The sequence below is a fragment of the Pseudoruegeria aquimaris genome (genome assembly GCF_900172235.1).
Lineage (GTDB): Bacteria > Pseudomonadota > Alphaproteobacteria > Rhodobacterales > Rhodobacteraceae > Pseudoruegeria > Pseudoruegeria aquimaris.
On record NZ_FWFQ01000006.1, the window covers coordinates 1 to 20,764 of the forward strand.

Below are 20,764 nucleotides of genomic sequence, written 5' to 3' on the forward strand. Positions count from 1 at the left end.
ACAGCGGCGAGATCACCGCCCATTCCGCATCGCTCACATCGTGTCTGCCCGTCATGCTCACCTCCGTTTCCGAAAGTGAATCATCACACCGCCAAAAACGGAATCCCGTTTATGAGTTCACGACCTAGTTTGCCAGCCCCTCGGCCAAGACGCGCTGGCGCTCCAGCACGCGCGGCAGATCGATCGTCACGAGGCGCCCGTCCGCGACGATGCGGCGACCCTGCACGAACAGGTCGCGCACCTTGCTGGGGCCGGCGAGCAGCAAGGCCGCCGGATCCCAGCTGCCCGCGGCCTCGACGCCGCGCATGTCCCAGATGGCGATGTCGGCCTGTGTTCCCGGCGCGAGGCGGCCGCACTCCGGGCGGCCCAGCACATCGGCGCCGCCGCGCGTAGCGATCTCCAGCGCCTCCCGCGCGCCCATGGCGTCGGCGCCCTTCGCGACCCGCTGCAACAACATCGCCTGCCGCGCTTCGAGCGCCATGTTGGCGGTGTCGTTGCTGGCGGACCCATCGACCCCGAGCCCGACCTTCACGCCCGCATCCCGCATCACGCGGACCGGGGCGATGCCGGAGCCGAGGCGGCAGTTGGAACAGGGGCAATGTGCCACGCCTGTGCCGGACCGGGCGAAGAGATCGATCTCCCGCGCGTCGAGCTTGACGCAATGGGCATGCCAGACATCATCGCCCGTCCAGCCCAGATCCTCGGCGTATTGGCCGGGGCGGCAGCCGAATGTCTCCAGCGAATAGGCGATGTCTTCTTCGTTCTCGGCGAGGTGGGTGTGCAGCATCACGCCCTTGTCGCGGGCCAGCAGGGCGGCCTCGCGCATCAGGTCCCGGCTCACGGAGAAAGGCGAGCATGGCGCCAGCCCCACGCGCAGCATCGCGCCCTCGCGCGGATCGTGGAAGGCGTCCACCACGCGGATGCAGTCTTCGAGGATGGCGGCTTCGCCTTCCACCAGGCCGTCGGGCGGCAGGCCGCCGTCGCTCTCGCCGATCGACATGGCGCCGCGGGTGGCGTGGAACCTGAGCCCGATGTCCTGCGCCGCGGCGATGGTGTCGTCCAGCCTTGCGCCGTTGGGGTAGAGGTAGAGGTGATCGGAGGTGAGCGTGCAGCCCGAGAGCGCCAGTTCCGCGAGCCCGGTGAGGGTGGAGACATGCATGTGCTCCGGCCCGAAGCGCGCCCAGATCGGATAGAGCCGCTGCAGCCAGCCGAAGAGCAGCGCGTCCTGCGCGCCGGGCACGGCGCGGGTCAGGCTCTGGTAGAGATGGTGATGGGTGTTCACGAGCCCCGGCGTCACGAGGCAACCTTCGGCCAGCACCACTTCGGCGCCGGGCGCCGTGAGCCCCTGCCCCAGAGCCTGCACCTTTCCGTCTTCGATCAGGATGTCCGCGCCACGCAGCTCGCGGCGCGCGTCGTCCATCGTGAGAATGGCATCCGCCTTGCGGATCAACAGGGGTCGGGCCGTCATCTCCAGCGCTCCTACCGGGTTCACGCCGCCTTCGGAAATGTCAGGGAAACGCCCGCGCCGGCAGAAAGCGGGAAGGACCCGGCGCGCAGCCGGCACAGGTTAGCGTCCGTCGCCGCCGCGCCGCAAGCCCTCAGCCCTCGGAAAAGCCGGAAAGGATCGCCAGCGCCTCGGCATGGATCTCGGGGCTGGCGGCGGCGAGCGCGCGGCCGCCGGCGTGGGCCGGGCCGCCGGACCAGTCGGTGACGATGCCGCCCGCGGCCTCGATCACGGCGATCGGCGCCTGGATGTCATAGGCGTTCAGCCCAGCCTCGATCACGAGATCCACCTGCCCTGCCGCCAGCAGCGCGTAGGCGTAGCAGTCCATGCCGTAGCGGGTGAGCCGGGCCTTGCCGGCAACCGCCTCGAAGCCCGCCCGCTCCCGCGCGCTTCCCACTTCGGGAAAGGTGGTGAAGACGGTGGCCTCCGAAAGCGCGCGGCCGCGCCGCGTGCCGAGGGCGTGGCGCCCGGTGGGTCCTTCGACATGCGCCAGCCCGAAGCCGCCGGTGAACCTTTCGCCGATGAAGGGCTGATCGATCACGCCGAAGGCGGGGCCCGCCGCGTCGCCCACCGCGATCAGCACGCCCCAGGTGGGCGTGCCGGAGATGAAGCCGCGGGTGCCGTCGATCGGATCGAGCACCCAGGTCAGGCCGCTTTCGCCCGGTTGCGCGCCGTATTCCTCTCCGAGGATGGCGTCCTGCGGGCGCCGCTCGGCCAGCACCGCGCGCATCGCGCGCTCGGCGGCGCGGTCTGCCTCGGTCACCGGATCGTAGCCGCTGGCCTCCTTGTTGTCGGCGGCCAGACCACGGGCGCGGAAATGGGGCAGGATCGCCGCCCGCGCCGCATCGGCCATGGCATGGGCCGTTTCGACAAGTTCGGATTTCGTTTTCGGATCGGGTGTGAACATGAAAAGACCTGCGCCAGTGATGGCGCAGGCGGTAGCGCGGCAGGGCGTTGCGGGTCAAGGCAAATGGCCCTGACCCGGCGCCTTGCGGGATCGATCTCAGGCGGCGTCGCTCAGGACGCGCGCCAGATCGAAGAGCCTGCGGCGCTGGTTCTCGGGGATCGCGTAGTAGGAGCGCACGAGCTCCAGCGCTTCCTTGTCGGCCAGGATATCCCCCTGCACGGAGGTCTTGGCGGACCGTTCCGCGCCTGCTTCGCCTTCGTAGCCCTCGAAGAAGAAGCTGACCGGAACATCCAGCGTTTCAGCGATGTCCCAAAGGCGGGAGGCGCTGACACGATTCATGCCCGTTTCATATTTCTGGATCTGCTGGAACTTGATTCCCACGTTCTCGGCAAGTTGCTGCTGCGTCATACCCACCATCCAACGACGGTGACGGATGCGCTTGCCAACATGCACATCTACCGGATGTTTCATGTACTAGTCCTGTTTGTTTCACGAGTGGTCAGGCCCCACCCCTGGGGCCCGTTGCCCAGCCATCCTGCCCCGTTCTGCCATCCCCTGCGAAAACGCGCCACTCCGACGAGCCTTGCAACCCTAGCTCAGAACGTGCGTCTTTTCACTCAAAAACTATCCTAGCGTGTTCGATTTTTGGCGCGCGGTAATATGACACCGAGGAGGGACGCAGGGTCACAGAGGCCACGAAAAAGTGGTGTGTTATCAGCGGGTAGCGCATGGGAGGTGAGTCGGATGTTGTCATTGTTGGTTGCCGAAACCGGGAAAACGGCGCTGGCCGAGGTCGAGATGCCCGAACCCGCCGCCGGAGAGGTTCGCCTCAAGGTTGCGGCCTGCGCACTGAACTTCGCCGATCTGCTGATGATCAAGGGCACCTACCAGGACACCCCACCCCTGCCCTTCACGCCGGGGATGGAGGTGGCCGGCGTGGTGGAGGCCCTCGGCGCGGGCGTGAGCGGCCTGCAACCGGGCGACCGCGTGGCCTGCTTCCCGGGGCGCGGCGGGCTGGCGCAACATGCCTGCGTGCCCGCCGAACTCTGCGTGCCCCTGCCCGAGGCCATGCCCTTCCACGAGGCGGCGGCCTTCCAGGTCGCCTATGGCACCTCCCACCTGGCGCTGGAGCACAGGGCGCGGATGCAGCCCGGCGAAACCCTGCTGGTGACGGGGGCGGCCGGGGGCGTGGGCCTCACCGCCGTGGAGATCGGCAAGCTGATGGGCGCCCGGGTGATCGCCTGCGCGCGCGGCCCCGACAAGCTGGCCATCGCCCGCGCCGCGGGGGCCGATCACCTGATCGACAGCACCACCGGCGATCTGCGCGCCGAAGTGAAGGCGCTCGGCGGCGCCGATGTCGTCTACGAGGCCGTCGGCGGCCAGACCTTCAAGGACGCCCTGCGCGCCTGCAACCCCGAGGCGCGGATGATCCCCATCGGCTTTGCCGGCGGCGAGGTACCACAGATCCCCGCCAACCACCTGCTGGTGAAGAACATCACCGTCATCGGCCTGTATTGGGGCGGCTACCTCAAGTTCGCCCCCGACACCCTGACGGCCAGCCTGCACACGCTGTTCGGCTGGTATGGCGAGGGGCGGCTGCGGCCCCATGTCAGCCACCGCCTGCCGCTCACCCGCGCCGAGGAGGCGCTGGAGCTGCTCCGCAGCCGCGCCTCGACGGGGAAGGTGGTGGTGGAACCCTGGAGCTGACGCCGCCCGCACCGGGGCTCCCGAGAGATTTACGCATTCTCAACGATTTGGACGATCCGCAACGAATCGGATAGGTTGCACCGTCGCAGAGGAAGGAATCCGTGATGCCCAAGTATGAGTACAAGGTCGTGCCGGCACCCCAGCGCGGCGAGAAGGCGAAAGGCCTGAAAACCTCGGGCGAGCGCTTTGCCCATGCCCTCATGGGGCTGATGAACGACCTCGGGCGGGACGGCTGGGAATACCTGCGCGCCGACACCCTGCCCTGCGAGGAACGCTCGGGCCTGACGGGCAAGACGACGACCTACCAGAACATGCTGGTGTTCCGCCGCGAGGTGGCCGAAGTGGCGCCCGTCGAGGCCCCCAAGGCGATCGCCGCCCCGATCAACCCTGCCGACACCCCCGCCAACGCGCCCGCCTCGCCCGAGCCGCGCGAGGAGGCCGGGGAGGCCACGGGTGAGGACACCGCCGACACGCCGCCGCTCGCCGTGCAGACGCCGGAATCCCTGGGCGCCTCGCTGACGCCCAAACTCGCCGCCGTTCCCGATGCCGCGGAAGGCAAGGCACCCAAGGTCGGCCCGGCGGCCAACGACCGCTGAGCACCGCCCCGGCGGCCGGACGGCGGGCGCTACACCATGTCGATGGCCAGCGCGTGGATGCGCCCGATGATCTCGGGGCCGATGGCCGCATGCACCGCCCGGTGCCGGGCCAGCCGCGTGGCGCCCTGCACGGATTCGGCGCTGATGCGCACGCGGAAATGGCTCTGTCCGCCCTCCTGGTAGCCGGCATGGCCACGGTGCTGCTCGCTCTCGTCGATCACCTCCAGCGTTGCCGGCGTGAAGGCCTTGAGCAGTTTGCTGCGAATTTCATCTGCGACTGTCATTTCGGGTGTTTTTCCTCTTCCGCTCGCGCGCCAAAACATTAAACTCTCCCGCTCGACTAGAAAAGGTGTGGGCAATGAGCAAAAGCGATCCCTTCGGTTTCGACATGTCAGTCTCTTCGGACAAGAAAAAGCGGACGCGCGGCAAGCGCGGCATGTCCGGTGCGTTCGAGACGTCGACCCGCCAATGCGAACACCCCGGCTGCGAGGAAGGCGGCAAGTATCGTGCGCCCCGCTCGCCCGACCACCTCGACGAATACCTGTGGTTCTGCAAGGAACACGTGCGCGAATACAACCTGAAATGGAATTTCTTCAACGGCGCGACCGAAGAGGAAATGGACAAGCAGATCAACAAGGATCGCGTCTGGGGCCGGGAAACCAAACCCTTCAAGAAAAGCGTGGAACAGCAGGCCTGGGAGCGGCTCGGCATCAGCGACGCCCACGAGGTGCTGGGCGGCAACGCCACGCGCAACCCCGGCAGATCCGCCGGCGGCGGGCGCAAGCTGCCGCCCACCGAACGCCGCGCGATCGAGATTCTCGATGCCAAGGACACGATGACCAAGGCCGAGGTGCGCAAGCAGTACAAGGCGCTCATCAAGGTTCTGCACCCCGACATGAACGGCGGCGACCGCAGCCAGGAAGAGCAGCTGCAGGAGGTCGTATGGGCCTGGGACCAGATCAAGGACAGCCGCAACTTCAAGTGAGACCGGCGGGCAGGCACTGCCCCGGCGAGGCGGCCTTCGCGGGCCGCCTTTCTTCATTTCCGCCCCCTGCGCGGTGCTTTGCCACTTGGCCTTGCGCCCGCGCCGGATATGTTGCACCACATGCGGGTTGCCCGCGCGCGTCCGAGCGCGCAGGGGCCAGCTTGAAACGGCACAGGTAGCGAATGGCGGACGGCACGATGGATTTGAATGAAAAACCGACCGAGGAAATCTCGGTCCGCGATGTTTTCGGTATCGACACCGACATGGTCGTGAAGGGCTTTGCCGAAGCCACCGACCGCGTGCCCGAGCTGGATCCGACCTACAAGTTCGATCCCGACACCACGCTCGCCATCCTCGCCGGCTTCAGCCACAACCGCCGCGTGATGATCCAGGGCTACCACGGCACCGGCAAATCGACCCACATCGAACAGGTTGCCGCGCGCCTGAACTGGCCCGCCGTGCGCGTGAACCTCGACAGCCACATCAGCCGGATCGACCTCATCGGCAAGGACGCGATCAAGCTGAAGGACGGCAAGCAGGTCACCGAGTTCCAGGAAGGCATCCTGCCCTGGGCCCTGCGCAACCGCTGCGCCATCGTCTTCGACGAATACGATGCCGGCCGCGCCGACGTGATGTTCGTGATCCAGCGCGTGCTGGAGACCGACGGCAAGCTCACGCTGCTGGACCAGAACGAGGTGATCAAGCCGCACCCCTATTTCCGGATCTTCGCCACCGCCAACACCGTGGGCCTCGGCGATACCACGGGCCTCTACCACGGCACCCAGCAGATCAACCAGGGCCAGATGGACCGCTGGAGCCTCGTGGCGACGCTGAACTACCTCAGCCACGATGCCGAGACCGCCATCGTGCTGGCCAAGAACCCGACCTACAACACCGAGGCCGGCCGCCGCACCATCAGCCAGATGGTCACCGTCGCCGATCTCACCCGCACCGCCTTCATGAACGGCGATCTCTCCACCGTGATGAGCCCGCGCACCGTGATCGCATGGGCCCAGAACGCGCAGATCTTCCGCAACGTGGGCTACGCCTTCCGCCTGAGCTTCCTGAACAAATGCGACGAGCTGGAACGCCAGACCGTGGCCGAGTTCTACCAGCGCTGTTTCGACGAAGAGCTGCCGGAAAGCGCGGCGAGCATGAGCCTCGGCTGAGCCGCCCGGCCTGCGGGCGCCTGCGACTTCTCACACATGCAACATGACAAAGGGGCCTTTCGGCCCCTTTTTCTTTGCGGCCCTTGTGTCCGGCGGCACCCGGCGCACAAGACTTGGGCGCATCTCCCGAAATTTCAGCCGAAGTTTTTGCAGCGCCCGATTGGCAGGCATGAAATTCGCACCTAGGCTCAAATCATGGGCATCGCGCGAACATCTCTTGTCTCGGCCGTTCTCGTCCTGCTGGCCCGTGCCACACCGGCACCGGCCTTTCAGGCCACGCCCGATCAGCAGCTGCGCTTCTTCGCCACCTGCGCCGGGCGGCTCTCGGCCCAGATGGAACACCAGTGGATGTTCGACGGCGCGGCGTCCGAGATCACCATGGCCCACCGCGACAGCGTGATCGACATTCTGGACGCGCTCATGCCGCCGGAGCGCGGGCGGGACGTGCTGGCGATGCGGATCGAGGCCAAGATGGCCCATGCGGCGCTGCTCACGCGAGCCACCTTCAACGACGACACCGAGGATGCCGCCTGGGCGAAAGCCACCGCCGTCCGGCTGGCCGCGGAGTGCGAGGCGCTGCTGCTGGGCTGAGCCCCGCCCTTTCACGCCAGATTCCGCCCCGCCCCACTGGCCATCGCCGGAAAATCCACCTAGGTTGCAGGCTGCAAGACCAAGCGAAGGCGCAGGCCCGATGACGACATCCGACAACCCGGCAGAACCGTTCAAGAAAGCGCTCGCCGAAGCCACCAAGGTGATGGCCGACGATCCGGATCTCTCCGTCAGCTACACGGTGGATCCGCCGGGGCAATCCGGGGATTCGATGCGCCTGCCGCAGGTCTCCCGCCGCATGAGCCGGCAGGAGGTCATGCTCGCGCGCGGCACCGCCGACGCGCTGGCCCTGCGCCACAAGTTCCACGACGCCGAGACCCATGGCCGCTTCATGCCCGAGGGCCAGATGGCCCGCGATCTCTACAACGCGATGGAGAACGCCCGCTGCGAGGCCGTCGGCGCCCGCGACATGCCCGGCACACTCACCAACATCGATGCCCAGATCGCCCACGAGGCCGAGCGCAAGGGCTATTCGCAGGCCAAATCGCAGTCCGACGTGCCGCTGCCCGTAGCCGCGGGCTACCTGATCCGCCATCTCGCCACGGGCCGCGATCTGCCGCCCGGCGCTCAGAACGTGATGGACATCTGGCGCGGCTACATCGAACAGCAGGCCTCCGGCACCCTGGACGGCCTCGAAGCCGCGCTGCGGGATCAATCCAGCTTCGCCCGCCTCGCCCGCCAGATCATCACCGATCTGGGCTACGGCGATCAGCTCGGCGAGGACCCCGACGGCGAGGACGACGACTCGGGCGACGAGGCCGAGCAGCAGCCCGACGAGCAGGAAAACCCCGACAGCCAGGGCCAGGATGACAGCGAGACCGACGAGGCAGAGGCCAGCCCGGAGCGCAGCCAGGATCAGCAGATGGACTCCGCCGAGGCGCAGGTTTCCATGGATGATCTCGCCGACATGGAACTGGGCGACGAGGCCGAGATGCCCGAGGGCGATGCCCCGATGGAGCCGCCGCCCCCTGCCCCGATCTCGGACGCAGACCCGAACTACGAGGTCTATACCACGGAATTCGATGAGGAAATCCGCGCCGAAGAGCTTGCCGAACCGGCGGAGCTCGAACGGCTGCGCGCCTACCTCGATCAGCAGCTTGAGCCGCTGAAGGGCGCCGTTTCGCGGCTTGCCAACAAGCTTCAGCGCCGCCTTCAGGCGCAGCAGAGCCGCAGCTGGGAATTCGACAAGGAAGAGGGCGTGCTGGATGCCGGCCGCCTCGCACGCGTCGTCGCCAACCCGACGACGCCGCTGTCCTTCAAGGTCGAGAAGGACATGGAATTCCGCGACACGGTGGTGACGCTGCTGCTGGACAACTCCGGCTCCATGCGCGGCCGCCCGATCTCCATCGCCGCGATCTGCGCCGACGTTCTGGCGCGCACGCTGGAGCGTTGCCAGGTGAAGGTGGAGATCCTCGGCTTCACCACGCGCGCCTGGAAGGGCGGGCAGAGCCGGGAGAAATGGCTCGCTGACGGCCGCCCGCAGCAGCCCGGCCGCCTCAACGATCTGCGCCACATCATCTACAAGCAGGCCGATGCCCCGATGCGCCGCACCCGCGCCAACCTCGGGCTGATGATGAAGGAGGGCTTGCTGAAAGAGAACATCGACGGCGAGGCGCTGGAATGGGCGCACCGCCGCATGGTGGGCCGGCCTGAGGCGCGCAAGATCCTGATGGTGATCAGCGACGGCGCCCCGGTGGATGACTCAACTCTGTCCGTCAACCCCGCGAATTATCTCGAAAAACACCTGCGCGACGTGATCGCCATGGTTGAGAAGAAAAAGCAGGTCGAACTGCTCGCAATCGGCATCGGCCACGACGTGACCCGCTACTACGAGCGCGCGGTGACGATTACAGATGTCGAACAATTGGCCGGCGCGATGACGGAGCAGCTCGCCGCCCTCTTCGACAGCGATCCCCGTGCCCGCGCCAAGATCATGGGCATCAAGCGCGCCAGCTGATCCACGCCCTTCGCGCACGCCGGGCCCGTCGCGGCCCGGCGCGCGTGCTTCCCCCTCCCGCCTTGCGACCGCCTCAAGGAGCCCGGCCATGTTCCAGACCTTCGATGCCCCCACGCGCCCGGACCAGGGCCCGCCGCGCCTCGCCCGCCTGCGCGCCGAAATGGCCGCCGAAGGGCTGGACGGCTTTTTCGTGCCCCGCGCCGACGTGCACCAGGGCGAATACGTCGCCCCCTGCGACGAGCGGCTGGCCTGGCTCACCGGCTTCACCGGCTCGGCCGGATTCTGCATCGCGCTCACCGGCATCGCCGGCGTGTTCATCGACGGCCGCTACCGGGTGCAGGTGCGCCAGCAGGTGGACGGAACGGCCTTCACCCCGGTGCACTGGCCCGAGGTCCAGCCCGGCCCATGGCTCGCCGAGCAGCTGCCGGACGGCGGCAAGGTGGGTTTCGATCCCTGGCTGCACACGGCCGGCGAGATCGAGGCGATCGAGGCCGATCTCGCGGGCACCGGCATCTCCCTCGTGCCCTGCCGCAACCTCGTGGACGCGATCTGGCCCGACCGCCCCGCGCGCCCGAACGGAAAGGTGTTCGCGCAGCCGATCGAAAACGCCGGTGAAAGCGCCGAAAGCAAGGCCGCGCGCCTGGCGGACGAGCTGCTGCGCGCCGGCCAGAAATCCTGCGTCATCACCCTGCCCGATAGCCTCTGCTGGCTGCTCAACATCCGCGGCAGCGACATCGCCCGCAACCCGGTGGCGCAGGGCTTCTGCGTGCTGTTCTCCGACGGCCGCGTGGCGCTGTTCATGGATCCGGGCAAGATCGCCGATCTCGGCGATCACTTCGGCCCGCTCGTCTCCTGTTACCCGCAGGACGCGCTTGCGGGCTTCCTCGCCAATCTTGCGGGCCCCGTGCGGGTGGACCGCGGCAGCGCGCCGCTGGAGGTCAGCCGCATCCTGCGCGACAGCGGCGTCGAAATCGTCTACGACGGCGATCCCTGCCTGCTGCCCAAGGCATGCAAGAACGCCGCCGAGATCGCCGGCACGCGGGAAGCCCACCTGCGCGATGCCGTGGCCATGGTGCGCTTCCTCGCCTGGCTCGACGGCGCCGCGCCGAAGGGCGGGCTGACCGAGATCGACGTGGTGCGCAGGCTCGAAGCCTTCCGCCGCGCCGACAACGCCCTGCGCGAGATCAGTTTCGACACCATCTCCGGCGCCGGGCCGAACGGGGCGATCGTGCACTACCGCGTGACCGAGGAGAGCAACCGCACCATAACGCCGGGCGAATTGCTGCTGGTGGATTCGGGCGGGCAATACGTGGACGGCACCACCGACATCACCCGCACCGTCGCCACGGGGCCTGCGACCGACGAGCAGAAGGCCTGCTTCACCCGCGTGCTTCAGGGCATGATCGCCATCTCGCGCGCCCGCTTCCCGCGCGGGCTGGCGGGCCGCGATCTGGATGCGCTGGCGCGCTATCCGCTCTGGCTGGCCGGGCAGGACTACGATCACGGCACCGGCCACGGCGTCGGCGTCTATCTCAGCGTGCACGAGGGGCCGCAGCGGCTCTCCCGCGTCAGCCACGTGCCGTTCGAGCCGGGCATGATCCTGTCGAACGAACCGGGCTACTACCGCGAGGGCGCCTTCGGCATCCGCATCGAGAACCTGATCGTCGTGCGCGAGGCGGAGACGCTGGGCGACGGCCGCGACATGCTGGATTTCGAAACCCTGACCTGGGTGCCGATCGACACCCGCCTGGTGGAGCCCCGGATGCTCAGCGCGGAGGAAAAGGCCTGGCTGAACGGCTATCACGCCGAGGTGCTCGCCCGCGTCGCGCCGCGACTGGAGCCGGAAGCCGCGGATTGGTTACGCCGCGCCTGTGCGCCCATCTGACGCTTACGGATGCCGGCAAACCCCTCTAACCTGAGCGCGAAACGATTCTCCCACCCGAAGGAAAACACCATGGCCGATCACATCACCATCGCCCCCCTGCCGGGCACCTGGGTCGTGCGGGCCGGTGGCGCCGTTCTGGCCGAAACCATCGGCGCGCTGGAGTTGAAGGAAGGCGACTATCCCGCCGTCATCTACTTCCCCCGCGACGACATCGCGATGGCCTTCCTCGAGAAGTCCGACAAGACAACCACCTGCCCGCACAAGGGCGTGGCCAACTACTACTCGATCCATGCCAAGAGCGGCATCATCGAAGACGCCGCCTGGAGCTACGAGGATCCGAAAGCCGAGGTGGCGGCGATCCGCGACTGCCTCGCCTTCTACCCCGACAAGGTGACGGTGGAGCAGCTCTGAGGCCCGCCCGCACCCCGCCATTCGCTGCAGGACCGCACCCGCCGCGCCGAGAGCGCCGCGGGTGTTTTCATCTCAGGAGTGTTCCTCGGCGGCCGTCGCCGCCAGCGCCCGGTTGAACACGCGCAGTGCATCCACGTGGAAGAGCGCCCCCAGAAGCTCGGGCGGCTGGCCCTCCCCGGCGAGCCGCACGATCGGAATGAAGCCCGCGCGCGTGGCCTCGAAGATCGGCATCGCCGCCTCCAGCGTGGCGCTTTCGTTCAGGTAGGTGCCCTGCTCCACCAGTTCCCAGCAGGCCTCTTCCGGGGCCGCGTGATCGGAGCCGGCCGGGCGCATGAGCTTGCCCACGCCGAAGGTGGCCAGCAGATAGGCCTGCGGTCCGGCGGCGAGATGGACGCCCCGGTTTTCGAGCTGAGTCAGGAAGAAGGAGCGGTCCACCAGCCGGCTGGAGAGCGCGGTGGAGAGCGACACCGCCACCATCACCGCAAGCCCCGTCTGCCAGTCGCCCGTCAGTTCGAAGACGATCAGCGTGGTGGAGATCGGCGCCCCCAGAACGGCAGCGGCCACGGCCCCCATGCCGGCCAGCGCGTAGATGGTTTCGGAGCCGGAGACATTGGGCAGCAGCCCGGTGGAGATGATCCCGAAGGCCAGCCCGGTGAGCGCGCCGACCATGAGCGAGGGCGAGAACACGCCGCCGCCCATGCGTCCGGCCATGGTGATCGATACGGCGGCGGCCTTCACCACAGCGAAGATCACCGCGCTGCCCAGGAGCAGGTTGCCCGAGAGTGCCGCCACGGTGGTCTCGTAGCCCACGCCGATGATGTGGGGAAACCAGATCGCGATGGCCCCCAGCATCGCGCCCGAGACGGCCGGCCGCAGCACGTTGGGCACGTGCAGCCGTTGCTGCAGGCTGCTGCCGAGCGCATCGGCCCAGAAGATGGATTTCATCAGGGCAACGGCCACGAGGCCGCACAGAAGCCCGAGCAGCAGGAAGGCCGGAAGCTCCACGTAGAAGGCCAGCGCGTTGATGACCGGCAGGTCGAACTCCGTCACGTCGCCGTATTGCAGCCGGCTCACCACCGTGCCCGCCACCGAGGCGATGACGATGGGCGCGAAGGCATGCACGGCGAAGTGGCGCAGCACCACTTCCAGCGCGAAGAGCGCGCCGGCGATCGGGGTGTTGAAGCTGGCCGACACCGCCGCCGCCACGGCACAGCCCAGCAGGTCGCGCCCGGTGACGCCGTTGGCGTGGATGCGGTTGGAGACCCATGTGGACACCACCCCGGCCAGGTGCACGACGGGCCCCTCCCGCCCGGTGGAGCCACCGGTTGAGAGCGTCACGAGGGAGGCCAGGGCCGAGGCGATCCCGGCCCGTCGCTCCACCCGCCCGTCATGCAGGGCGGCGCCCTCGATGACGTCGGCCACCGAGCGCACCCGCCCGTCCGGCGTGAAGAGATTGAGGATGATGCCGACGGCGAGCCCGCCGAGGATCGGCAGGCCCAGCACCACGTACCACGGCAGGCGGCTCACCAGCGTGTGCAGCCCGTGCACGTCGTCGGTGCCGTAGGCGAAAGTCTGAAGCTCGGCGATGGCGATGCGGAAGCCGACGGCCACGAAGCCCCCGGCGATGCCGACGAGAAGCGCGATGAACCAGAACTGGATCTCGCCCGGCCCCTTGCGCCGCAGCACCGCCCAGCCATCGCGGCAGGCGGTGGCGGCGGCGTTGATCTGACGCGTGATCGGGTTGCCCCCCGCTTCGGCCATTCTCCGCTCGCCCTTTCCTTCTCGCACGCTCCCGGCCGCTTCCCCTCGCGGCGCGCCTCGCCTAGGGTTCCGGCGTCAAGACCACAGCACAAGGGCGCCCCATGAGCATCGAGGCCGCGATCTCCGAACTGATCCCACTCCTAGGCGATCGCCTGAGCCGTTCCAAGGGTGATCTGGCCCAGCACGGGCGCAGTGAAACGTATTTTGCCAACATGTTACCGGATGCCGTCGCCTACCCGGAATCCACCGAGGAGGTGAGCCGCATCCTCGCCACCTGCCACGCGCAGGACTGCCCGGTGGTGGCCTGGGGCACCGGCACCTCGCTCGAAGGCCACGCGCTCGCGGCGCGGGGCGGGATCTCGCTGGATCTGTCGCGCATGAACCGGGTGCTGGCCGTCCACCCCGAAGACATGGACGCCGTGGTCCAGCCCGGCATCACGCGGGAGGCGCTGAACACCGAGTTGCGGGCCACGGGGCTGTTCTTCTCGGTCGATCCCGGCGCCAATGCCTCGCTCGGCGGCATGGCGGCGACCCGCGCCTCCGGCACCACCACCGTGCGCTACGGCACCATGCGCGACAACGTGACGGGGCTGGAGGTCGTGCTGGCGGACGGCCGCGTGATCCGCACCGGCACGCGCGCGCGCAAATCGGCGGCCGGATACGATCTGACGGGGCTTTTCGTCGGCAGCGAGGGCACGCTCGGCATCATCACCGAGCTGACCGTGCGCCTGCGCGGCCAGCCCGAGGCGATCTCCGCCGCGGTCTGCGCCTTCGAAAGCGTGGAGGCCGCCGTCGACACGGTGATCGCCACCATCCAGAGCGGCATCTCGATGGCGCGCATCGAATTCGTGGATGCCAGCACCGCGCGCGCCTTCAACCTCTATGCCGGGCGCGAGATGCCGGAGAAGCCGCACCTTCTGGTGGAGTTCCACGGCTCGCCCGCCGGCGTGGCCGAGGATGCCGAGCGGCTGGGCGAGTTGGTGGCCGAGTTCGGCGGCAGCGATTTCGCCTGGTCCAGCAGGCCCGAGGAGCGCAACGCGCTCTGGGCGCTGCGCCACAACGCCTATTACGCCTGCCTCGGCCTGCGCAGGGGCGCCACGGCGCTGGTGACGGATGTCTGCGTGCCGATCTCGCGGCTGGCCGAAGCGGTGGAGGCCACCCGCGCCGATATCGCCGAAAGCCCGCTTGAGGGGCCGATCCTCGGCCATGTGGGCGATGGCAACTTCCACGCGATCCTGCTGGTGGAGCCGGGCAACGAGGCGGAGCTTGCCGAGGCCCTGCGGCTTTCCTCCCGGATGACGGAACGGGCGCTGGCCATGGGCGGCACCGTGACGGGCGAGCACGGCGTGGGCATGGGCAAGCTGGCCTACATGCCGCGCGAACACGGGGAGGCCTGGGCGGTGATGGGCGACATCAAGGCCGCGCTGGACCCGAAGAACATCCTCAACCCCGGCAAGCTGGTTCAGCGGAACTAGGCGCAAAGCGGCCGCTCAACTTCGTGCAGAAAGCGTTGCTCAAAAGAGCTTCGGTAGCGCCGTTCCGAGGGGTGGCGCAATCGCGCCGCCCCGTGGGGGCGGAACGGCGCGGCCCGACAGTGCCTGTCGGGCGTCATGCGGTAAAACGGCTCTTTCAAACGCCGCTCAGCTCTGCTTGATTACCCGGCCAGAAGCGCCTGTGCTGCCGCGCGCGCCTCGGGCGTGATCCGATCGCCGGAAATCATCCGGGCGATCTCGTCCACGCGTTCGTCAGAGGCCAGCGGCACCACCTCGGAGAGCGTCTGCTCGCCGGAGACGGATTTCTGCACCCGCCAGTGATGGCCTGCCAGCGCGGCGACCTGCGGCGAATGCGTCACCACCAGCACCTGCCCGCGCGCGGCGAGCGCGGCAAGGCGGCGTCCGACGGCATCGGCGGTGGCCCCGCCCACGCCGCGGTCGATCTCGTCGAAGATCATCGTGCGCTCGGCGCTGCCTTTCGTGAGGCAGACCTTCAGCGCCAGCAGGAAGCGCGATAGCTCCCCGCCCGAGGCGATCTTGTTTAGCGGGCCGGCCGGGGCGCCCGGGTTGGTGGCGACCACGAAGGCGACCTCATCCTGCCCTTCCGGGCCCGGCGTTCCGGCGGTGATCTGCGTGGTGAAGAGCGCACGCTCCATCTTGAGCGGGGCCAGTTCCGCCGCCATGGCCGCGTCCAGCGCGCTGGCCGCCGCCCTGCGCCCTTCCGAGAGCGCCTCGGCCTGCGCCGCGTAGGCCGCCTCAGCCTCGGCCAGTTCGGCCTTCAGGCGGCCGATGTTCGCGCCGCCCTGATCCAGCGCCGCAAGCCGCTTGCGCAGCCCCTCGGCGAATTCGCCCAGGTCATCGGGCAGAACCCCGTGCTTGCGCGCCAGCCCGCGGATCGCGAAGAGCCGTTCCTCGGCCTGCTCCAGTTCGTAGGGATCGAAGGACAGGCCGTCGAGGAAGGCTTCCACAGCCTGCTGTGCCTCGCCCAGTTCGACCATGGCCCGGCTCAACGCGGAGAGCGCCTCGTCCAACCCGCCCTCCGCGGCCGCCGCCGCGCCTTCCAGCCAGCGGGTGGCATCGTTGAACAGGCCCTCGGCGCCCTCGTAGCCAAGCGCATGGTGGGCGCGGGCGATGTCCTCGCGGATCTTTTCCGCCGCCTGCATCTGGCGGCGGCGGGCATCCAGCGCCGCATCCTCGCCCGGCTGCGGATCGAGCGCGTCCAGTTCGCCCACCGCGTGGCGCAGGAACTCCTCTTCGGCGGCGACTTCCGCCAGTTCGGCCTCGGCGGCCTCCAGCGCCCTGCGCGCCGCGCGCACCCCGGCCCAGGCCTCGCGGGTTCGGGCGATGGCCGGTTCGAGCCCGGCGTAGCGATCCAGCAGCCCCCGGTGGGCGCGCGCGTTCAGCAGGCCCCGGTCATCGTTCTGGCCGTGCAGTTCCACCAGGGTTTCGGAGACCTTCCGCAGCACCTCGCCCGAGGCGCGGCGATCGTTGATCCAGGCCGTCTTGCGCCCGTCCGGGGTGTTGGTGCGGCGCAGGATCAGCTCCCCGCCTTCCACCGGCAGCCCGGCCTCCTCCAGCACCGAAAGCGCCGGGTGGCCTTCGGGCAGTTCGAAGACCGCCGTGACCTCGCCCTTCTCGGCGCCCGCGCGCACCAGTTCGGCGCGCCCGCGCCAGCCGAGAACGAAGCCGAGAGAATCCAGCAGGATGGATTTGCCCGCCCCGGTTTCCCCGGTCAGAACGTTCAGCCCCGGCTGGAAGGCAAGCTCCAGCCGGTCGATGATCAGCATGTCCCGAATGTCCAGTGCCCGCAGCATCAGGCCGCACTCCCGCCGATGGTCAGAGCCATTCGCCCTTGATCATCTGGCGATAGATCTGGCGCAGCCAGCCATCGCTGAAGACACCCGGCTCCACGCCCTGCTGGGTGAGCAGCTTGTAGCCGTCTTCATACCAGTCGGAAGAGCGGAAGTTGTAGCCGAGGATCGCGCCCGCCGTCTGGGCCTCCTGCACGAGGCCGAGCGAGAGATAGGCCTCGATCAGGCGATAGAGCGCCTCCGGCGTGTGGGTCGTCGTCTGGAACTGTTCCACCACCACGCGGAAGCGGGCGATGGCGGCCGTGTAATGGCCCCGTTTCAGGTAGTAGCGGCCGACTTCCATCTCCTTGGCGGCAAGGTGATCGAAGGCGAGATCGAATTTCAGGATCGCGGAGCGGGCGTATTCGCTGTCCGGGTAGCGTTCGATCACCGTGCGCAGCGCCTGCAGCGCCTGGAAGGTGAGCCCCTGGTCGCGGCCGATGGCGTCGATCTGGTCGTAGTAGCTCAGCGCCAGAAGATACTGCGCGTAGGCGGCATCTTCATCGGCCGGGTAGAAATCCACGTAGCGCTGCGCCGCGGAGCGGCTGTTCTCGTAGTCCCGATCCTGGTGGTAGGCGAAGGCCTGCATGATCAGGCCGCGCTTGGCCCATTCGGAGTAGGGATAGAGGCGCTCGATCTCGCCGAAAAGCACGGCGGCCTCGTCCGGGTTGTCGGCGGCCAGCTGGAATTCGGCGCGCTTGTAGATCGCTTCGGCGTCGAGGCTTTCGATCGCCACCTCTTCGGTGCGGTCGCCGCCGCCGCCAATGCCCAAGCGGCTGCATGCCACCAGAAGCGTAACCGAAGCGAGAAGTAGCGTTGATTTTGCTCGAGACCTGACGCGAGTCATGTAGCCCCTACCCTGTAATTCTCTCTGCGGGGGGCGCAATCCACCCCCTGTTTGAGGATGTTCCTAGCACAGAAAAATCCGGGGCAAAACGCCTTTGAGCGCAAATCTGCGGGGCTCAGGCGTGAAGCGGCACATCGGCCGGGTGGACACCCACGCCCGGCAGCCGGCGGGCCATCCGTTCGTCGCAGGTGATCATCTCGAATGCGGTCGGATCCGCGAAGAGCGCACGCAGCAGGCGGTTCGTCATCATGTGGCCGGCGCGATGGCCCACGTAGCGGCCCAAAAGCGGCGCCCCGGCCAGCGCCAGATCGCCGAGCGCATCCAGCATCTTGTGGCGCACGGCCTCGTCTTCGTGGCGCAAACCACCCGGCGTGAGCACCCGGTCGCCGTCCACCACGACGGCGTTCTCCAGCGAGCCCCCCAGCGCGAGGCCGTTGGCATGCATGAACTCGATGTCGGACTGGCGGCAGAAGGTGCGGCTGTCGCACAGCTCGCGCACGAAGGCGCCGTTGGCCATGTTCAGGACCTTCTCCTGGCGGCCGATGGCGGCATCCTCGAACTCGATGTGGAAATCGATCATGAAGGTGTCGCAGGGCTCCAGCCGCGCGAAGGCCTTGCCCTCGCGGTATTCCACCGGCTTCAGGATGCGGATGGCGCGCACCGGGGCGTCCAGCTTGCGCACGCCGGCGGCCAGCAGCGCATCCACGAACAGCGCGGCGCTGCCGTCCATCACCGGGACCTCCGGGCCGTCGATCTCGATCAGGGCGTTCTGGATGCCGCAGCCGGCCAGCGCGGCCATGATGTGTTCGATCGTCTGCACCGAGGCGCCGGAGGGGCCGTCGATGCGGGTGCAAAGGCGGGCCTCGCCCACGGCATCCCACCGGGCCGGGATCAGCGGCTCGAAGTCCAGGTCCGTCCGGCGAAACCAGATGCCGTATTCGGCCGAGGCCGGGTGCACCGTCATGCGAACGGGGGCGCCGGAGTGGAGGCCGACACCTTTGAACTGGACTGCAGATTTGATCGTGGTTTGCACGTAGTCACCCAACATTGCCACCGGCTCTTTTGCCCTTTCAGCCCCGCCTTGCGGCGGCGTCCTGACGGGTCTGCCTGTCCGGCACCCTCGAAGTAGAGACCGTGGCGCTTATTCACAACTCAATCTTTGCAACCATCTGAAACATCGGAATCCGCCATGGGCGGAATCTTGCCACCGTTAGCGCCAGCACCCGGCAAAGCACTGTTTTCAAAAGAAAAGAGCCGGCGTTCGGCCGGCTCTTTCTGGGGTATCAGGGTGATTTGTGACCTTGCGTCACGCCCGCATCAGTTGGCCTGGCGGCGCAGGAACGCGGGGATTTCGATGCGCTCCTGCTCCGGGTCCGCCTCGTGCTCTTCCTCGTAGGAATGCATCGGCGGCTGCTGGCGCGCCGGGCTATGCGCACCCGCTTCGGAGGCGTGGCCCGTCATGCGGTTGATCAAGCTGTTGATGCCGAAACGCGGCTTTTCCGCGGAAGGCGCCGGGGCCGCGGGGCGCGGCGCGGCGGCCGGGCGCGGCGCGGCGGCCGGGCGCGGCGCGGCGGCGCCGTCGGGCGATTTGGCGACGGCCGCGCGCAGGCGGGCCAGCGCTTCAGGCGAAGGCGTGCCCGGTGCCGGGGCGCGCGGCGCCACGAAATCCTGCGCCGGGGTATCCAGCGACGCCCGCGGAGCGGCCGGCTGCGGGGCCGGCTGCGGAGCCCGCGCCTGCGGCTGGTAGGCCGGCGGCGGCAGCTCTGCATCGGCCACGTCGTCGAAGATGTCCTCGGCCTGCTCGGTGGCGGCGAATTCCTCGGCCGGCAGTTCGCCGAACAGCGAGGGCTCTTCCACCGGGGCCGGATCGGCGGCCACGGCGGCGGCCGGCTGCGCTTCGACGGCAGGCTCTTCTTCCACGGCCGGGGCCAGCGGCTCGGCCATGCGGCGGCGCGGCACCGGCATGTCGTCGCTCTTGGCGGTGGCATCGATGCCCGTGGCAACGACGGAAACGCGCATGGTGCCTTCCATCGACGGATCGAGGGTGGAGCCGACGATGATGTTGGCGTCCGGATCGACCTCTTCGCGGATGCGGTTGGCGGCCTCGTCCAGTTCGAAGAGGGTGAGATCGTGGCTGCCGGTGATGTTGATCAGCACGCCGCGCGCACCGCGCAGGGAGATCTCGTCCAGCAGCGGGTTGGCGATGGCCTTCTCGGCGGCCTGCACCGCGCGATCCTCGCCGGAGGCTTCGCCGGTGCCCATCATGGCCTTGCCCATCTCGTCCATCACCGCGCGCACGTCGGCGAAGTCGAGGTTGATGAGGCCCGGGCGGACCATCAGGTCCGTCACGCCCTTCACGCCCTGGTAGAGCACGTCGTCGGCCATCGAGAAGGCCTCGGTGAAGGTGGTTTTCTCGTTGGCGAGGCGGAACAGGTTCTGGTTCGGGATGATGATCAGCGTATCGACGACCTTCTGGAGCGCCTCGACGCCCTCCTCGGCCTGACGCATCCGCTTGGCCCCTTCGAACTGGAAGGGTTTCGTCACCACGCCGACGGTGAGAACGCCCAGTTCGCGGGCGGCCTGCGCGATGATCGGCGCGGCCCCGGTGCCGGTGCCGCCGCCCATGCCGGCGGTGATGAAGCACATGTGCGCACCGGCCAGGTGATCGACGATTTCCTCGATGGTTTCTTCGGCGGCGGCGGCCCCCACGGCGGGGCGCGCCCCGGCGCCCAGGCCCTCGGTGGCTTTCACGCCCATCTGGATGCGGGCCGGCGCCTTGTTCTGCTGAAGCGCCTGAGCATCGGTGTTGGCCACCACGAACTCGACCCCGTCGAGCTGCTTTTCGATCATGTTGTTGACGGCGTTTCCGCCGGCCCCACCGACGCCAAATACAGTAATCCGGGGCTTCAACTCTTCAGTCTCTGGCATGGTGAGATTCAATGTCATTGCTATGTCCGCCTGTTTTTGTCGAGGGCCGGTTTTCCCCGGCATCTGTGCCTGATCTGCACCAATCCTAGCTGCAGATTTCTGTAACGTCATTAAAAAAACGCAATTTCCCCGCCAAATATGGCAGGGAAATAGGC

General features: G+C 68.1%; 18 protein-coding genes. 9 read left to right on the top strand and 9 right to left on the bottom strand.

Annotated features, from left to right (window positions below):
- Positions 1–124: 124 nt before the first annotated feature.
- The 3 genes from PSA7680_RS05515 to PSA7680_RS05525 all read right to left on the bottom strand — a co-directional run bounded on the left by PSA7680_RS05515 (position 125) and on the right by PSA7680_RS05525 (position 2,882).
- Positions 125–1,468, bottom strand: coding sequence for an 8-oxoguanine deaminase (locus PSA7680_RS05515; RefSeq protein ID WP_085867671.1), 1,344 nt, complete (start codon positions 1,466–1,468; stop codon positions 125–127).
- A gap of 130 nt (positions 1,469–1,598) precedes the next feature.
- A complete protein-coding gene (hisN, locus tag PSA7680_RS05520) occupies positions 1,599–2,411 on the bottom strand; it encodes a histidinol-phosphatase (protein WP_085867672.1) in 813 nt (270 codons plus the stop codon).
- 96 nt (positions 2,412–2,507) lie between these two features.
- Complete coding sequence (locus tag PSA7680_RS05525) at positions 2,508–2,882, bottom strand: helix-turn-helix domain-containing protein (RefSeq protein ID WP_085867673.1); 375 nt, start codon at positions 2,880–2,882, stop codon at positions 2,508–2,510.
- 273 nt (positions 2,883–3,155) lie between these two features.
- Between PSA7680_RS05525 and PSA7680_RS05530 the strand changes: the two genes are divergently transcribed.
- Both PSA7680_RS05530 and PSA7680_RS18480 read left to right on the top strand, forming a co-directional pair.
- Positions 3,156–4,118 (top strand): NADPH:quinone oxidoreductase family protein, encoded by a 963-nt coding sequence (locus PSA7680_RS05530; RefSeq protein WP_085867674.1) that lies wholly within the window; start codon positions 3,156–3,158, stop codon positions 4,116–4,118.
- Between the two features lie 104 nt (positions 4,119–4,222).
- On the top strand, positions 4,223–4,714 hold the full coding sequence (locus PSA7680_RS18480; RefSeq protein WP_139838563.1) for a DUF4177 domain-containing protein: 492 nt from the start codon (positions 4,223–4,225) through the stop codon (positions 4,712–4,714).
- A gap of 29 nt (positions 4,715–4,743) precedes the next feature.
- Here PSA7680_RS18480 and PSA7680_RS05540 read toward each other — a convergent pair whose 3' ends face one another.
- On the bottom strand, positions 4,744–4,998 hold the full coding sequence (locus tag PSA7680_RS05540) for a BolA family protein (RefSeq protein WP_085867675.1): 255 nt from the start codon (positions 4,996–4,998) through the stop codon (positions 4,744–4,746).
- 74 nt (positions 4,999–5,072) lie between these two features.
- On the opposite strand from PSA7680_RS05540, the gene PSA7680_RS05545 reads away from it, so the two are divergent.
- The 6 genes from PSA7680_RS05545 (at position 5,073) to PSA7680_RS05570 (ending at position 11,730) form a co-directional block, all read left to right on the top strand.
- Positions 5,073–5,699, top strand: a complete 627-nt coding sequence (locus tag PSA7680_RS05545; RefSeq protein ID WP_085867676.1) for a J domain-containing protein — start codon at positions 5,073–5,075, stop codon at positions 5,697–5,699.
- A 182-nt stretch (positions 5,700–5,881) separates the two neighbouring features.
- The gene (gene cobS, locus PSA7680_RS05550) at positions 5,882–6,868 is read left to right on the top strand and encodes a cobaltochelatase subunit CobS (RefSeq protein ID WP_085867677.1); all 987 of its coding nucleotides are present in this window, start codon (positions 5,882–5,884) and stop codon (positions 6,866–6,868) included.
- A gap of 195 nt (positions 6,869–7,063) precedes the next feature.
- Positions 7,064–7,459, top strand: coding sequence for a hypothetical protein (locus tag PSA7680_RS05555; protein ID WP_085867678.1), 396 nt, complete (start codon positions 7,064–7,066; stop codon positions 7,457–7,459).
- A gap of 100 nt (positions 7,460–7,559) precedes the next feature.
- Positions 7,560–9,434, top strand: a complete 1,875-nt coding sequence (gene cobT / locus PSA7680_RS05560; RefSeq protein WP_085867679.1) for a cobaltochelatase subunit CobT — start codon at positions 7,560–7,562, stop codon at positions 9,432–9,434.
- A gap of 88 nt (positions 9,435–9,522) precedes the next feature.
- Positions 9,523–11,319, top strand: a complete 1,797-nt coding sequence (locus PSA7680_RS05565) for an aminopeptidase P family protein (protein WP_085867680.1) — start codon at positions 9,523–9,525, stop codon at positions 11,317–11,319.
- A gap of 69 nt (positions 11,320–11,388) precedes the next feature.
- Complete coding sequence (locus tag PSA7680_RS05570; RefSeq protein WP_085867681.1) at positions 11,389–11,730, top strand: DUF427 domain-containing protein; 342 nt, start codon at positions 11,389–11,391, stop codon at positions 11,728–11,730.
- A 72-nt stretch (positions 11,731–11,802) separates the two neighbouring features.
- On the opposite strand, the gene PSA7680_RS05575 is transcribed toward PSA7680_RS05570, so the two are convergent.
- Positions 11,803–13,491, bottom strand: a complete 1,689-nt coding sequence (locus tag PSA7680_RS05575) for a chloride channel protein (protein WP_085867682.1) — start codon at positions 13,489–13,491, stop codon at positions 11,803–11,805.
- Between the two features lie 101 nt (positions 13,492–13,592).
- On the opposite strand from PSA7680_RS05575, the gene PSA7680_RS05580 reads away from it, so the two are divergent.
- Positions 13,593–14,966, top strand: coding sequence for an FAD-binding oxidoreductase (locus tag PSA7680_RS05580; protein WP_085867683.1), 1,374 nt, complete (start codon positions 13,593–13,595; stop codon positions 14,964–14,966).
- A 179-nt stretch (positions 14,967–15,145) separates the two neighbouring features.
- Here PSA7680_RS05580 and recN read toward each other — a convergent pair whose 3' ends face one another.
- From recN to ftsZ, 4 genes are all read right to left on the bottom strand, one after another.
- Complete coding sequence (recN, locus tag PSA7680_RS05585; protein ID WP_085867684.1) at positions 15,146–16,798, bottom strand: DNA repair protein RecN; 1,653 nt, start codon at positions 16,796–16,798, stop codon at positions 15,146–15,148.
- A 22-nt stretch (positions 16,799–16,820) separates the two neighbouring features.
- Complete coding sequence (locus PSA7680_RS05590) at positions 16,821–17,681, bottom strand: outer membrane protein assembly factor BamD (protein ID WP_085867685.1); 861 nt, start codon at positions 17,679–17,681, stop codon at positions 16,821–16,823.
- Between the two features lie 115 nt (positions 17,682–17,796).
- Complete coding sequence (gene lpxC / locus PSA7680_RS05595; protein ID WP_085867795.1) at positions 17,797–18,714, bottom strand: UDP-3-O-acyl-N-acetylglucosamine deacetylase; 918 nt, start codon at positions 18,712–18,714, stop codon at positions 17,797–17,799.
- Between the two features lie 284 nt (positions 18,715–18,998).
- A complete protein-coding gene (gene ftsZ / locus PSA7680_RS05600; protein WP_085867686.1) occupies positions 18,999–20,627 on the bottom strand; it encodes a cell division protein FtsZ in 1,629 nt (542 codons plus the stop codon).
- Between the last annotated feature and the right edge of the window lie 137 nt (positions 20,628–20,764).

Coding starts and splice junctions, on each gene's coding strand:
- PSA7680_RS05525 (WP_085867673.1), bottom strand. CDS start 2,882: ATGAAACATCCGGTAGATGTGCATGTTGGCAAGCGCATCCGTCACCGT.
- PSA7680_RS05575 (WP_085867682.1), bottom strand. CDS start 13,491: ATGGCCGAAGCGGGGGGCAACCCGATCACGCGTCAGATCAACGCCGCC.
- PSA7680_RS05580 (WP_085867683.1), top strand. CDS start 13,593: ATGAGCATCGAGGCCGCGATCTCCGAACTGATCCCACTCCTAGGCGAT.
- PSA7680_RS05545 (WP_085867676.1), top strand. CDS start 5,073: ATGAGCAAAAGCGATCCCTTCGGTTTCGACATGTCAGTCTCTTCGGAC.
- PSA7680_RS05565 (WP_085867680.1), top strand. CDS start 9,523: ATGTTCCAGACCTTCGATGCCCCCACGCGCCCGGACCAGGGCCCGCCG.
- PSA7680_RS18480 (WP_139838563.1), top strand. CDS start 4,223: ATGCCCAAGTATGAGTACAAGGTCGTGCCGGCACCCCAGCGCGGCGAG.
- cobT (WP_085867679.1), top strand. CDS start 7,560: ATGACGACATCCGACAACCCGGCAGAACCGTTCAAGAAAGCGCTCGCC.
- PSA7680_RS05515 (WP_085867671.1), bottom strand. CDS start 1,468: ATGACGGCCCGACCCCTGTTGATCCGCAAGGCGGATGCCATTCTCACG.
- PSA7680_RS05540 (WP_085867675.1), bottom strand. CDS start 4,998: ATGACAGTCGCAGATGAAATTCGCAGCAAACTGCTCAAGGCCTTCACG.
- ftsZ (WP_085867686.1), bottom strand. CDS start 20,627: ATGACATTGAATCTCACCATGCCAGAGACTGAAGAGTTGAAGCCCCGG.
- hisN (WP_085867672.1), bottom strand. CDS start 2,411: ATGTTCACACCCGATCCGAAAACGAAATCCGAACTTGTCGAAACGGCC.
- recN (WP_085867684.1), bottom strand. CDS start 16,798: ATGCTGCGGGCACTGGACATTCGGGACATGCTGATCATCGACCGGCTG.
- PSA7680_RS05570 (WP_085867681.1), top strand. CDS start 11,389: ATGGCCGATCACATCACCATCGCCCCCCTGCCGGGCACCTGGGTCGTG.
- cobS (WP_085867677.1), top strand. CDS start 5,882: ATGGCGGACGGCACGATGGATTTGAATGAAAAACCGACCGAGGAAATC.
- PSA7680_RS05555 (WP_085867678.1), top strand. CDS start 7,064: ATGGGCATCGCGCGAACATCTCTTGTCTCGGCCGTTCTCGTCCTGCTG.
- PSA7680_RS05590 (WP_085867685.1), bottom strand. CDS start 17,681: ATGACTCGCGTCAGGTCTCGAGCAAAATCAACGCTACTTCTCGCTTCG.
- PSA7680_RS05530 (WP_085867674.1), top strand. CDS start 3,156: ATGTTGTCATTGTTGGTTGCCGAAACCGGGAAAACGGCGCTGGCCGAG.